The organism is Paraburkholderia sp. J63, assembly GCF_905220245.1.
Lineage (GTDB): Bacteria > Pseudomonadota > Gammaproteobacteria > Burkholderiales > Burkholderiaceae > Paraburkholderia.
The window spans coordinates 46,831-60,587 of the sequence record NZ_CAJMZF010000024.1 but is presented as its reverse complement, the minus strand read 5'-3'; the positions used below and the strand labels follow the sequence as shown (position 1 = coordinate 60,587).

Sequence of the window (13,757 nt, the reverse complement as noted above, 5' to 3'; positions counted from 1 at the left end):
GCCATGACGACCGACCGCATGCTCGACGTCGTCACGCTGCAGGCGCAGCTTGCGAACCACGGCTACATTGCCGAACGCAGCTTCGTGGCCGCCTTGCTGCTGACGATGGACATGCGGCGTCCGCTGCTGCTCGAAGGCGAGGCCGGCGTCGGCAAGACCGAGGCGGCGAAGGCGCTCGCGCGGCTGCTCGACGTGCCGCTGATCCGCCTGCAATGCTACGAGGGCCTCGACGCCCACACGGCGCTCTACGAATGGAACTACGCGCACCAGCTCCTCGCGATCAAGCTCATCGAGCAGGACGCGCGGCCGCTGCGCGACAAGGAGCAGGACATTTTTTCCGAGCGCTATCTGCTCAAGCGCCCGCTGCTCGAAGCGATCACGACGACGCCGGCGCCCGTGCTGCTGATCGACGAAATCGACCGCACCGACGAAGCGTTCGAAGCGTATCTGCTCGAAGTGCTCTCGGACTTTCAGATCTCGATTCCCGAACTGGGCGTGATCCGCGCGACCGAGCGGCCCTACGTGATCCTGACCTCGAACGCCACGCGCGAAATCTCGGACGCGCTGCGCCGCCGCTGCCTCTATCAGTACGTCGACTATCCGTCGTTCGAGCGCGAGCTGATGATCGTGCGGACCCAGGCGCCCGAGGTCTCCGAGGCGCTCGCGCGCCAGGTGGTGGAATTCGTGCACGCGGTGCGCCAGATGGCGTTGCGCCGCAGGCCCGGCCTCGCGGAAACGCTGGACTGGGCGGCCGCGCTGCTGCGCCTCGGCGTGCGCGCGCTCGACGAGGACGGCGTCGAGCGCGTCATGAACTCGCTGGCCGCGCTCGTGAAGACGCGTGAAGACCGCGACGGCCTCACGCGGTCCGTCGTCGAAAAGCTGGTGGCCTCATGTTGACGGGAACACCAGACGCCACTCAGGGCACCCCGGCAGGCACGCCGCCTCCTGACCTCGCTGAAACGCTCATGGCGCGCTATGCGGGCTTTGCCGGCTGGCTGCGCGCGAACGCCTTCAACGTGACGAGCGCCGACGTGTCGGCTTCGATGGAGGTCGCGCAGCGCATGGGCCAGTTCGACCGCGATTTGCTGCGCTGGAGTTTGCGCGCGCTGCTGTGCTCGCGGGTCGAGGACTGGCGCCGCTTCGACGATCTGTTCGACGCGTGGTTCCTCGCACCGAACCGCAGCAGCGTGAGCGAAGTGCGCGCGGGCGGCGCGGGCCCGCTTACGCGCGACGAAGAGGACGAGCGAGACGACAAGCCACACGATACGAGCGAAGGCACGCCGGTCTCGTCGGTCGGGCGCGGCGCGGGCCTGCCGGACGAAGGCGCCACCGCCGACGAGGGCGCGACGCAGGCCGAGTCGCTCGCGCACGCGGACTTCCGCCATCTGAACGAACGCGACGAGCTCTTCGCGATCGACGCCGCGATCCGCCGCTTTGCGCGGCGTCTGCGCGGCATGGAAACGCGCCGCGAGCAGCGAGCCAGCGCGGGGCGGGCGATCGACCTGCGCTGGACCTTGCGCCGCAGCGTGGCGCGCGGCGGCCTGCCCATCGAGATCGGCTGGCGGGACAAACGCCGCCAGCGACCCCGCATCGTCCTGCTGCTCGACGTGAGCCGCTCGATGAGCGTCTACAGCTTCTTCTTCCTGCGCCTCGCGCGCGTGCTCGACTCGCGCGTGCGCGACGTGCACAGCTTCATGTTCCATACACGCCTCGTCAATATCGACGAAGCGCTGCGCGATCCCGACCCGCACGTCGCCCAGGAGCGCCTGCATCTGCTTTCGGGGGGCTGGGCGGGCGGCACGCGCATCGGCGAAAGCCTCGAGACTTTCGCGCGCCAGTACGCGCCGCGCCTATTGCATGCGCGCACAACGGTCGTCATCGTGAGCGACGGCTACGATGCCGGCGATTGCACCGTGCTCGGCGGCGCGCTGGCCGCGCTGAGGCGGCGCTGTCGCTCGCTCGTGTGGATCAATCCGCTCGCCTGCCGGCCGGGGTTCACGCCCATCAGCGCGGGCATGCGCGCCGCGCTCCCGCATCTGGACCTGCTGGCGGGCGCATGCGACCTCGCCAGTCTCGAACGCATCTTCCTCCCTCTCCTCGGTGAGCTGCAATGAATGCCGATATGGCCGAACACCTTTCCGTCACCGCCGATCTGCTGCAACTCGAGCAGCGGCTGATCGCGAGCGGCGCGCCGTTCGCGGTCGTGACCGTGATTCGCGCCGCGCCGCCGACCTCGACCCAGGTGGGCGCGCAAGCCCTCGTCGAAGGCGACGGCACGCTGCATGGCTGGATCGGCGGCGGCTGCGCGCGCGCCATCGTGATCGAGGCCGCGCGCGCGGCGATGCGCTCGGGCCTGCCGCGCCGCGTGCGCATCAGCAACGAGCTGGCCGCGCCCGATCCCGACGTCGACGTGCACGCGATGCCGTGCGCGAGCAACGGCGCGCTGGAGCTGTTCATCCAGCCGACCGTGCCCGCGCCGCTCGTGGTGGTGTACGGCGCGACGCCCGCGGCCCGCGAGGCCTGCGTGCTCGCGCGGCGTATGGGTTTGCGCGCGAGCCTCGCCGCCGAAGGCGCGCGCCATGACGCCAACGCCGACGTTGATGTGGCCGGCCCGCTCGCGCCGCTGCTCGTGCTGATCGCGACCCAGGGCGAGGGCGACGAAGACGCCCTCGAAGCGGCGCTGCGCAGCCCCGCGCGCGCGGTGCTGCTGATCGCGAGCCGGCGCAAGGCCGACCGGCTGCGCGAGACGATGCGCATGCGCGGCATCGGCGAAGCGCGGCTCGCGGCGTTGCAGGCGCCCGCGGGACCGGCGATCCATGCGCATACGCCGCAGGAAATCGCGCTGGGCGCGGTGGCGGGGCTCGTCGCGCTGCGCCACGAGTTCGAGGAATGCGACGCGCGCGAAGGCGGCGCGGAGGCGGGCGCGAGCGGCGAGGCCGTGCCGCCGCTGCCGCCCTGCGAGATCGGCATGGAGGCGACGCACGCGGCCGGACACTACGTCAATCCCGTATGCGGCATGAGCGTCGAGAAGGCGACGGCGAAGCACGTGATCGACTATGCGGGACAGCGCGTGTATTTCTGCTGCGACTGCTGCAAGACCGAGTTCGAGCGCGCGCCCGAGCGCTATATGGCGATTGCGGCGGGGCTCCATACCCATCATTCGGAGAGCGAAGGATCATGAACAGGGCGAGGTTTTCCGCGGTCGTGCTCGCGGCGGGATTGTCGTCGCGCATGGAAGGCCGTCACAAGCTGCTGCTGCCCGTGGGCGGCGAGCCCGCCGTGCGGCGCGTCGTGAGCGCGATCGGGGCGGCCGGGCCGCAGGAAATCGTCGTCGTGACGGGTTTCAACGGGCGCGCCGTGTTCGAGGCGCTCGACGGTCTCGACGTGCATTTCCAGAGCAACCCGCGTTACCGCGAAGGGCAGATGACCTCGGTGGCCGCCGGGGTGGCCGCGCTCCAGGCGCCGTGCGATGCGGTGATGATCTGTCTCGCCGATCAGGTGCTGCTCGGCGCCGCCGACTATCGCGAGCTGGTCGAAGCGTATACGGCCATGCCACGCGGCTCGATTCTCGTCCCGATGTTCGGCGGCGCGCGCGGCAACCCCGTGGTGTTCGCGTCGAGCCATGCGCCCGAGGTCGTGAACGGCCACGTGAATCCGGGCTGCCGCAAGCTGATTGCGGAGCACGCGGACGAGGTGTATTTGCACGAGGCGCAGCACGACCGTTTCGTCGTCGATATGGATACGCCCGACGACTATGCGCGGATTCTCGCGCGAGTCGAGGCGCAGGAGGGCGTGAGCTTCGGGCAGGAATCGTCCTAGCCGGCTTGCCAACAGGTGCTGTCCGAATCGTTCAGGTTCCGGACATCGTTCACGCCAGTTCAACGAAACTTCGCTATTGTTGCGATCAATGGCGACGCGCGCCGCCCACCGCGCGCGGGCCCGGTATTTGCATAAGATCGTGACCTTATCGCCCCGCAACTTCCCCATGCCGAGAAAAAGAAACTCCGTTTGGCTCCGAGGCCTCGATCTGCTCACCGGTCTGACGAAAGCGCGGCCGAAGAAGAAGGCCGCCGCGCGCAAGCCGTCGGCGCTCAAGCCCGCCCGCACCGCAGCAACGAAGCCGGCCAGCGAAGCGCGCACGGGCCGCTCGCGAACGACACCAACCGCACAAGCGGCGCAAAGTGCACGCACGGGGGGCCGGTGGACGCGCTCGTTTCATTCCGCGCCGGCGCTGCCCGGCCGCCTCGTCAACCATCTCTCGTACGCGCTGTATCTGCCTGCCATGGCCACGGCCGCACCGCGATCGGGCCTGCCTCTCGTCGTCATGCTTCACGGCTGCAAGCAGGGCGCGGAGTCCTTCGCCGCTGGCACGCGCATTTGCCGGCTCGCGGAGCGCGCCGGCTTCGCGGTGCTGCTGCCCGAGCAGGCGAAGACCGCGCATCCGCATCGATGCTGGCACTGGCACGAAAATCCTGGGCACTCCGAAGCACCGGCAGTCGCCTCGCTCGTCGAGACGATCGTCCGGGAGCAGGGCTTCGACCATGAGCGTGTCTATCTCGCCGGTATTTCGGCGGGAGCGGGGCTGGCCGCGGTGCTCGGAATTCATTACCCCGCGCTCTTTGCGGCGGTGGGCTTGCATTCGGGGCCCGTGGTCGGCGCGGCCAATTCGGCCATGAGCGCCATGCGCGTGATGCGCGGGGGCAGCCGCGAAGATCCGCTGCACCTGATCGAGAAGTTCGTGGACGTCGCCCGCTATCCGGGCATGCCCGCGATCATCGTTCATGGCGAACTCGACGCTGTGGTCACCCGGCGCAACGCCGTGCAGCTCAGCATGGAATTCGCGCGCCTGAACCGGCTGGTCGATGCGCAAGGCGAATTGCGCGTGGGCGAGCAGCGGACATACAGCCGTCACGCTGTCGATTACGTGGACTATCTGAAAGCCGGGCGGCTCGTGGTGAGGGTTTGCATCGTCCAGGGCCTGGGCCATGCGTGGAGCGGCGGCGACCCTCGCGAACCGTTTCATTCGAGCAAGGGCCCCGACGCCACGGCGATGCTATGGAATTTCTTCCGGCGCCAGCGGCGCGACGCGAAGCGTCCCGCGTAACGATGAAGCGGGCGCGGCGCCATCCAGCGCCGCGCCGCCGTTTTAGCCGACGTCGGCCAGCGCGTGCCGCAATTCCTGGTAGCTGCGCAGTCCGGCCAGGCCGAGCTCGCGCCCGATGCCGCTCAGCCCCAGCCCGCCCCAGCAGATTTGCGGGAAGATCAGTTGCGGCGTGTTGATCCAGACGAGTCCCGCGCGCAATTGCGTCTTGTAGCGGCGCGCCGCTTCGCGGTCGGCGCTCACGACGGTCGCCACGAGTCCATAGCGCGTGTCGTTGGCGAGCGTGATGGCTTCTTCATCGGTGCGGAACGACTTCACGCACGCCACCGGCCCGAACACTTCGTCGGTCCAGAGCAGGTTGTCCACGGACGGCTCCGCAATCACCATGGGCGCCATGAAAAAGCCGTCGGCACAGGCGTGGTCGAGGCTGCCCGAGAACGCCACGGACGCGCCTGCCTGCACGCCTTGCTCGACGAGCGCCTGCACGCGCGCGCGCTGCGCCGCGCACACGAGCGGCCCCATCGCGACATTGGCGCTCTGCGGCGGCCCAACGACGATCGCGCGCACCGCCGTTTCGAACGCGGCCATGAACTTGCGATAGACGTCGTCGTGCACGAGGATGCGCGCGGTGGCCGAGCACATCTGCCCTGCGTTCGTGAACGCGCCGCCCACGGCGAGCGTGACGGCGCGCTCGATATCGGCGTCGGCGCGCACGATGAGCGCGGACTTGCCGCCCAGCTCCAGCGTGACGCGCTTCATGTCCTGCGCGGCCGCCTGCATGACCTTTTTGCCCGACGCGGTGCTGCCCGTGAACGAGATCTTGTCGACGAGCGGATGCGCGGTGAGCAGCGCGCCCACTTCGCCGCCGCCGTTCACGAGGTTGACGACGCCATCGGGCAGGCCCGCTTCGTTGATGATCTCGGCGAGCATGTGCTCGACCGGCGAGGTGAACTCGGAAGGCTTGAGCACCACCGTGCAGCCGGCGGCCAGCGCGGGCGCGATCTTCCACGCCGTGGTGACCATCGGGAAATTCCACGGCACGATCAGCGCGGCCACGCCGACGGCTTCGTAGAAGCGCTCGCCGGTCACGGTGTCGTCGGGCAGCGCGAGCGCTTCGGGCGCGAAGGCATGGGCGTCGAGGCACAGGCCCGCGTAGTAGTCGAACGTGGCGGCGGCGTCGCTCACGTCGATATCGGCTTCGATCGGCGGCTTGCCGCTCACCTGCATCTGCATCGCGGTGAGGCGTGCGCGGTCCGCATCGATCAGTTCTGCGATCTTTTTCAGCAGCTTGCCGCGCTCGGCGGCCGTGGTGGCGCGCCACGCGGGCAGCGCCGCATGCGCGGCGCGCACGGCGGCGTCGACGAGCGAGGCGTCCGCATGCGCCTGCCAGCCGATGGTGGCGCCCGTCGAGGCGTTGAAGATGGGCGTCGCGTTTTGCGCGCCATCGCGCGTGTCTTGCGTGCGCACCGGCGCGCCGGCGATGGTCGCGGCGGGCAGCACGAAGCCGCTTTCGCTGGCGGTCAGCGTCGCTATCTCGGGAATCGCAGGTATCGTAGCCATGTTCAGGACTCCGTTGTTTTAGCGGTAGGCCACGCCCGGCATCACGCAGAGCATTTCGAATGCGAGATTCGCGCCCACGAGCGCGGTCGTGCCGGCCTGGTCGTAAGGCGGCGAGACCTCGACGAGATCGGCGCCCACCACGTTGAGGCCCTTCATGCCGCGAATGATTTCGAGGCCTTGCTGCACGGTCAGGCCGCCAATTTCAGGCGTGCCCGTGCCGGGCGCGAACGAGGGGTCGAGGCCGTCGATGTCGAAGCTCAGGTACACGGGGGTGTCGCCCACGCGCGCGCGCACTTCTTCCATGAGCGGCGCGAGCGACTTGTTCCAGCATGCTTCGGCCTGCACCACGGTGAAGCCCTGCTTGCGGCACCAGTCGAAATCCTCGGCGTGGTAGCCGGTGCCGCGCAGACCGATCTGCGTGACCTTATCGCACTGGAGCAGGCCGTCTTCCACGGCGCGGCGGAACGGCGTGCCGTGCGCGATCTTCTCGCCGAACATCGTGTCGTTCACGTCGGCGTGCGCGTCTACGTGCACCACGGCCACCTTGCCGTACTTCTTGTGCAGCGCGCGCAGGATCGGCCACGCGATCGTGTGATCGCCGCCCAGCGTGATCGGCCGGCAGCCGTTCGCGACGATCTCGTCGTAGGCCGCTTCGATCAGGCCGATGGAGTCCTTGAGGTTATAGGGATTGGTGGCGACGTCGCCGATGTCGGCCACTTGCAGCGAATCGAACGGCGCGGCGCGCGTGGCCATGTTGTACGGGCGCAGCAGCACCGACTCCGAGCGGATCTGGCGCGGCCCGAAGCGCGCGCCCGAGCGGTTCGAGGTGCCGATGTCGAGCGGCACGCCCACGAAGCAGGCGTCGAGGCCCTCGGTGGTGGCCGCGTGCGGCAGGCGCATCATGGTGGCGATGCCGCCAAAGCGCGGCATGTCGTTGCCGCCGAGCGGCTGGTTGAATTCGCGTTGCATGGACCGTGTCTCCGATTGTGGGATTGTGGGTGTGGCTGTGGATGTTGCGACCGGATGATGGTAGGCGAGCCGTAGCCCAAGTAAATAACGAAATCGAAATGTTCACATCGAATGGAGTCGATGTGAGCGGCGCATTACAGCGGCGATGAGGCAGGGTATCGGGAGGGGGAGCGGCGCGTCGGCTGCCTGGCAGCGGCTGCGCGATTGTGCAACTGCGCGGATATCAGAGCGCGGACAGACGGGGCGAGGCATGCCCCCAGGCGACCAGTTCGCGCTTGGTGCGCACGCCGAGCTTGGCGAACGCGCGCTTCACGTAGGTCTCGGCCGTGGCCGCGCGCACGCCGACGATCTCGGCGGCCTCGGGCACCGTCTTGCCCGTGATGAGATGCGCGCAGATTTCGTATTCGCGCTTCGAGAGGTGCACGGCGTCGGCCGCGATGCGCGCGTCGAATTGCGCGAGCGGGTGCAAAAACGAGGTCGGATGCGCGACGCGTTTGGCCGCGCTCGTGGAGGCATGCAACTCGAGCAGCGGAAACAGAAAGTCGCTGACGTTGCGAAACAGGTTCATTTCCGCGAGCGAAAACGGCGGCGCGTCGAGCGCGCGCTCGATCGCGATGGAGTGCTGGCCGTGGCGCGTGCCGCGCGCGAGCACGCATTCATGGGCGATGAGCGCTTCGTCGAAGAGCCGCTGGCGGAATTCGCCGGGCGGAATCGCGCCGATGTCGCGCACCACGAGCAGCGTGCCGATCTTTCCGCGTATACCCGCAAACAGCGGGTCGATTTCGTAGAAGCGATCGTAATAGAGCGTCATGACCTCGGAGATCGTGCCGGTGTCCATGCCCACGCCGCTGCTGCCGATCCATTCGCAGCGAAAGCCGTTGGGCATGCTGCTGTCCGCGCGCGAGCGCTCGAGATGCACGACGTTCAGCGGAATGATTTCGTTGAGCAATAGCGTGAGGCGCCGTACGAAATCGGGCGTGCCGACGGCTTCGATAACGTTGCCGAGCGTCTTGAACGACAGCGGGAAATTCGATGAATCGCTTGGGAGTGGGGGGACGGAGATCTGCATGGCGTGCCCCAGGTGGAAGGCGAGCCCATTATAGCCGAAGCGCCGCATGCCCCGCGAGATGGGCGTTTGCCGGGGTTTCAGGCGGGTTTGGGTGCGTGGACGAATGGGTGGGGACACATCGGCGCAAGTCGATGAAACGCAGATGAAACGCATCTTGTCCCCCCTGAGGGAGGGCATACCGGGACGGCGCGAATCGGTAACTTTGCCATCACCGATTCATTTGAAACAAAACAGGACACACATGAGCAAGCTGATTCAGGACATCGTGCAACTGGGCGCAGGCCTTGGGGAATTCACCAAACTCGAATTCGGCATGGACGAAAGCGACTGGCGCGCCACCGAGGGACAGAGCGGTAAATACGCGATCGGCTGGTGGGAAGGCAAGGTTGGCGCCGTGGATTTCCCCGCCACGACCGCCGACGAAGCCGTGTGGCTCGTCGAAGGCAAGATCGCGCTGACCGACGTGAACGGCGGCCGCAAGGAGTTCGCGGCAGGCGAGGGCTATCTGCTGCCGGCAGGCTTTGCCGGCCGCTGGGAAACCCTCGAGGACGCCAAGAAGTTCTACGTCCTGCTCGAGCAGCAATAAGCGCAGCAGCACGCGGCGCCCTCCCGTGCGGAGCGGCGCCGTCCCCTCAAGCCTCACGCAGTGAAGTCCATCATGAGCGAAAGTGCGCAACTCTACGAAGCCGGCATACCGGCGCCCGCCGCCGCGCGCAACGCGGCACGCAAGCCCACCGCACTGAGCGTCGAAGACGCGCTCTCGCGCACCAAACTTTCTCCCTACTGGCTCGACAATCCGGCCCAGCCGGCGGCCGAGCCCAAGCTCACGCGTGACACCACCGCCGATCTGCTGATCGTGGGCGGCGGCTTCACGGGGCTTTGGGCCGCCGTGCAGGCGAAGGAGCAGATGCCCGAGCTCGACGTGGTGGTGATCGAGGCGGGCCGCGTCGCGCATGGCGCTTCGGGGCGCGCGGGCGGCATCATCTCGACGTCGGTGATGCACGGCCTGCCCAACGCGGTGCGCGTATTTCCGAACGACATCGCGCAGCTCGAGGAATTCGGCCATCGCAATCTGGACGGCTTCGAGGACACGCTCAAGCGCTACGACATCGACGCCGATATCGAATGGAACGGCGAAATGACGGTGGCGGTGGACCCCGACCACGTTGAGCACCTGCGCGCCGACTACGATCTGCACACGCAATATGGCCACGACGTGGTGCTGCTCGGCGAGCAGGCCACGCGCGAGCAGTTGAATTCGCCGCTCTTCGCGGGCGCGCTCTGGTCGCGCAACCGCAGCGGCATCGTGCATCCGGCCAAGCTTGCCTGGGGGCTCAAGCGCGCGGCGCTCTCGCTGGGCGTGCGGCTCTACGAACATAGCCCGCTCACGAGCGTGAAGGACGAAGGCGAGACCGTCTTCGTCAAGACGCTCGACGGCAGCGTGCGCGCGCCGCGCGTGCTGTTCGGAAGCGGCACGGCAAAAGTTGGCATTCCTGATATTAACCGGCGCGTGCTGCAGGTGCGCGACCACGTGCTCGCCACCGAGCCGCTCACCGACGAGCAGCTCGCGCGCATTGGCTGGAAGAACCGCCAGGGCATTTACGACACGCGCACGCAGCTCAATTATTTCCGCCTCACCAAGAACAACAACATCATTTTCGGCGGCCTCGTGAGCTATCACTTCGACGGCGATCCGAATCCGGCGCAGGACGAGCAGCGCGAAACCTACTATCGGCTGGCGGAGGCCTTCTACAACACCTTCCCGCAGCTCAGCGACGTGCGCTTCTCGCACGCGTGGGGCGGCCCGATCGACTATTGCTCGCGCGGCTCGGTGTTCGCCAAGCGCTACCTCGGCGGCAAGGGTGTATTCGTGGCGGGCTATACGGGCTTTGGCGTGGCGGCCAGCCGCTTCGGCGCGTTCATGGGCCTGAACATCCTGTTCGGGCGCAACAGCCCGGAGCAGGCGCTCGATATCGCCAGGCTGAGCCCGACCTATATCCCGCCCGAGCCGGTGCGCTGGCTGGCGGCGAAGGTCACCTTCCATGCGTTCGACGGCGCCGACGCCGAAGGCGGCTGGAAGCGCGCCTGGATCAAGGGCATCAAGGCCATGGGCTTCCCCATGTAAGTGGATGTGGGCATCATGCGGCGCCGCTGACCTTTAACACGTTGCTCACGCAACGAATTTAGGATCGGGCGGGGCCGCCGCCGGAGTTCTTCGTAGCAGCATGTTTTCCAATACCTCCGATCTCGACCTGCGGCTCGTGCGGGTCTTTCTCGCCGTCGTGGACGCGCGCGGCATCACCGCCGCCGAAGCCACGCTGGGCGTGCGCCAATCGACCATCAGCTCGCAGCTTTCGGCGCTCGAAGCGCGTGTGGGCTTCACGCTGTGCGAGCGCGGGCGCGGCGGCTTTCGCCTCACGTCGAAGGGCGAGCGCTTCGTGGCCTCGGCGCGCGCGCTGATCGCGGCGACGTCGCAATTCGTCGCGCAGGTGCGCGACATCGACCGCAAGCTCGTGGGCACGCTCTCGATCGGCCTGATCGGGCAGGCCTCGCATGTGGAGAACGCGCGCCTTGCCGAAGCGATCGGCGCGTTTCGCAAGCGCGACCAGGCCGTGCGCTTCGCGATGCGCGTCGCGCCGCCGCAAGAGCTCGAAGAAAGCCTCGTGAATCAGCAGCTCGATCTCGCGATCGGCTATTTCTGGCATCGCGTGGCGGGGCTCAGCTACACGGAGCTCTTCAGCGAGCGCCAGGTGATCTGCTGCGGGCGCGGGCATCCGCTCTTTCATGCGGAGCCTCACGTCACGCTCGACGCGCTGCGCGCGCACGACTGGATCTGGCGCAGCTATCCGGTGCCCGAGGAACTCGCGAGCATCGGCGAGCGCCAGGTGACGGCTATCGCGGACAGCATCGACGCGGCCACCGTGCTGATTCTCTCGGGCAGCCATATCGGCTATCTGCCCGAGCATCATGCGCAGCCGTTCGAGCAGCGCGGCCTCATTCGCGTGCTGGGGCGCGCGGCATTTGGCTTCGACGTGCCGCTGCATCTCGCCATCAAGCGCGGCGCGGCGGACAGGCCCATCGTGAGCGCCTTTTGCGAGGACCTGCTCAATGTGTACGGCGCGCGGGCCGCCATGGAGGAAGAGCGCGCGTGCGCGTGAGAAAGCGAACGGGCGGCGAAGAAGCCACGAACAAGCAACGAAGAATAAGCAATGAACAAGCGGCGCGCGGCAATACATTGCACGCGCGTGAAGTGAACGTTTGAAATACGCAATACGGCGCGCATTCGGCTGTTTTAGAGTGAGCGCCTGAGACGAAGACAGTGCGCCGGCTGGCCCCAGAGCGATGCTCGTGGCCGTATGTGCCGGCGCTGCAAGGAGTGAGACATCATGGCTGAAAATACCAGTATTACGCAGGTCGAAACATTCGGTTTCGAACGCATCCCGGACGTTTCGCGCTATGCGCGCCCCATCGATCTCTTCCGGCTGCTGTTCGGCGGCTGCAATACCTTTTCCACTTCGGTGCTCGGCAGTTTTCCGGTGCTGGTCGGCCTCTCGTTCAAGGCGAGTCTTTATTCGATCGTGCTCGGCGTGCTCGTGGGAACCTGCATTCTCGCGCCCATGAGCCTGTTCGGGCCGCGCAACGGCACGAGCGATCCGGTGTCCTCGGGCGCGCACTTCGGCATTCATGGCCGGATCGTGGGCTCGTTCCTCGCGCTGCTCACGTCGATTGCGTTCTTCTCGCTGGCGGTGTGGAGCTCGGGCGATGCGCTCGTGGGCGGCGCGCACGATCTCGCGGGCGTGCCCGTGAACGGCTGGACGCTCGGCACCTCGTACATGGTGTTCGCGGTGCTCGTGCTGGTGGTCTGCATCTACGGATTCCGCTTCATGCTGTGGGTGAACAAGATTGCCGTGTGGGCCGCGAGCCTCATGTTCATTCTTGGCGCGCTGGCGTTCTCGAATGCGTTCGACGTCAACTATGCCGGCACGCTGCACCAAGGCGGCGCCGGGTTCTGGGCCGCCTTTATCGGCTCGGTGCTGGTGGCGCTGAGCAACCCGGTCTCGTTCGCCTCGACGCTCGGCGACTGGGCCCGCTACATTCCCGAAAAGACGCCGCGCCATCGCGTCATGGGCGCCGTGTTCATCGCGCAGATCGCCACTTTCGTGCCGTTCTTCTTCGGTCTTGCCACGGCCACGATCATCGCCACGCATGCACCCAGCTACATCACCTCGAACGATTACGTGGGCGGGCTGCTCGCGGTGTCGCCGCGCTGGTTCCTGCTGCCGATGTGCCTGATCGCGATCATCGGCGGGATGTCGACGGGCACGACCGCGCTGTACGGCACGGGCCTCGACATGTCGAGCATGTTCCCCAAGCTGCTCAACCGCGTGCGTGCGACGCTGCTGATCGGCACGCTCGCCATCGGCTTCATCTTCGTGGGCCGCTTCGCGTTCAATCTCGTGGAGAGCGTCTCGACGTTCTCGACGCTGATCTGCACGTTCAGTTGCCCGTGGATGGCGATCATGATGATCGGCTTCCTGCAGCGCCGCGGCTTCTATCTCGGCGATGACCTGCAGATCTTCAATCGCGGCGGGCGCGGCGGCCATTACTGGTTCACGCACGGCTGGAATCTGCGCGCGATGGGCGCGTGGCTGCCGTCCGCGTTTGTCGGCCTGTCGTTCGTGAATCTGCCGGGCCAGTTCGTCGGACCGCTGGGCAATCTCGCGGGCGGCTGCGATCTGAGCGTGCCGATTTCGCTGATGGTGGGCGGCGTGCTCTACGTGGCGCTGCTGTGGATGTTCCCGGAACCCGATGCGGTGTACGGACCCGAGGGGCGCCGCTTCGTGCGCGACGGGAAGGCGAGTGCGCGTGCCGCTGCGCCCGTGCCGGTGACGGTAAGGTCGCGCGACGAGCGTAGCGAAGCCGGCAAGCGTGCGGCGCACCGCGTGCCCGAATATGCGGGTAATCGCGAGTATGCCGAGGAGTTTGCGGAGTAACGGGTTGTTCTATCCGGCTGCCCGAGCGCTGAACAAAGATTCAGCGCAGGGCAGCCGGTTGTCG

12 protein-coding genes are annotated in these 13,757 nt (G+C 67.2%); 9 read left to right on the top strand and 3 right to left on the bottom strand.

The annotated features are described in order from the left end of the window. Positions 1–3 precede the first annotated feature (3 nt). The 5 genes from U5775_RS23930 to U5775_RS23910 all read left to right on the top strand — a co-directional run bounded on the left by U5775_RS23930 (position 4) and on the right by U5775_RS23910 (position 5,104). Entirely contained in the window at positions 4–897 is an 894-nt protein-coding gene (locus tag U5775_RS23930) for a MoxR family ATPase (protein ID WP_322060577.1), read from the top strand. After that, on the top strand, positions 891–2,114 hold the full coding sequence (locus tag U5775_RS23925) for a vWA domain-containing protein (RefSeq protein WP_322060576.1): 1,224 nt from the start codon (positions 891–893) through the stop codon (positions 2,112–2,114). Before U5775_RS23930 ends, U5775_RS23925 begins: the two co-directional genes overlap by 7 nt. Before the next feature lie 8 nt (positions 2,115–2,122). Beyond that, the gene (locus U5775_RS23920) at positions 2,123–3,181 is read left to right on the top strand and encodes an XdhC family protein (RefSeq protein ID WP_322060575.1); all 1,059 of its coding nucleotides are present in this window, start codon (positions 2,123–2,125) and stop codon (positions 3,179–3,181) included. After that, positions 3,178–3,819 carry a nucleotidyltransferase family protein gene (locus tag U5775_RS23915; protein WP_322060574.1) on the top strand — a complete coding sequence of 214 codons (642 nt, stop codon included), beginning with the start codon at positions 3,178–3,180 and terminating at the stop codon, positions 3,817–3,819. The genes U5775_RS23920 and U5775_RS23915 overlap by 4 nt, the downstream gene beginning before the upstream one ends. A 166-nt stretch (positions 3,820–3,985) precedes the next feature. Next, positions 3,986–5,104 (top strand): PHB depolymerase family esterase, encoded by a 1,119-nt coding sequence (locus U5775_RS23910; RefSeq protein ID WP_322060573.1) that lies wholly within the window; start codon positions 3,986–3,988, stop codon positions 5,102–5,104. Positions 5,105–5,146: 42 nt separating this feature from the next. On the opposite strand, the gene U5775_RS23905 is transcribed toward U5775_RS23910, so the two are convergent. From U5775_RS23905 to U5775_RS23895, 3 genes are all read right to left on the bottom strand, one after another. Continuing rightward, a complete protein-coding gene (locus U5775_RS23905; protein ID WP_322060572.1) occupies positions 5,147–6,661 on the bottom strand; it encodes an aldehyde dehydrogenase family protein in 1,515 nt (504 codons plus the stop codon). Positions 6,662–6,679: 18 nt separating this feature from the next. After that, positions 6,680–7,630: an agmatinase gene (gene speB / locus U5775_RS23900; protein ID WP_322060571.1), complete on the bottom strand. Its 951-nt coding sequence runs from the start codon at positions 7,628–7,630 to the stop codon at positions 6,680–6,682. Positions 7,631–7,853: 223 nt separating this feature from the next. Continuing rightward, the gene (locus U5775_RS23895; protein ID WP_322060570.1) at positions 7,854–8,699 is read right to left on the bottom strand and encodes a helix-turn-helix transcriptional regulator; all 846 of its coding nucleotides are present in this window, start codon (positions 8,697–8,699) and stop codon (positions 7,854–7,856) included. A 241-nt stretch (positions 8,700–8,940) separates the two neighbouring features. Between U5775_RS23895 and U5775_RS23890 the strand changes: the two genes are divergently transcribed. The 4 genes from U5775_RS23890 to U5775_RS23875 all read left to right on the top strand — a co-directional run bounded on the left by U5775_RS23890 (position 8,941) and on the right by U5775_RS23875 (position 13,693). Further along, positions 8,941–9,285, top strand: coding sequence for a cupin domain-containing protein (locus U5775_RS23890; RefSeq protein WP_322060569.1), 345 nt, complete (start codon positions 8,941–8,943; stop codon positions 9,283–9,285). A gap of 72 nt (positions 9,286–9,357) precedes the next feature. Further along, on the top strand, positions 9,358–10,824 hold the full coding sequence (locus tag U5775_RS23885; protein WP_322060568.1) for an FAD-dependent oxidoreductase: 1,467 nt from the start codon (positions 9,358–9,360) through the stop codon (positions 10,822–10,824). Between the two features lie 100 nt (positions 10,825–10,924). Further along, on the top strand, positions 10,925–11,857 hold the full coding sequence (locus U5775_RS23880) for a LysR family transcriptional regulator (protein ID WP_322060567.1): 933 nt from the start codon (positions 10,925–10,927) through the stop codon (positions 11,855–11,857). Between the two features lie 228 nt (positions 11,858–12,085). Next, on the top strand, positions 12,086–13,693 hold the full coding sequence (locus tag U5775_RS23875; RefSeq protein WP_322060566.1) for a purine-cytosine permease family protein: 1,608 nt from the start codon (positions 12,086–12,088) through the stop codon (positions 13,691–13,693). Positions 13,694–13,757 lie beyond the last annotated feature (64 nt).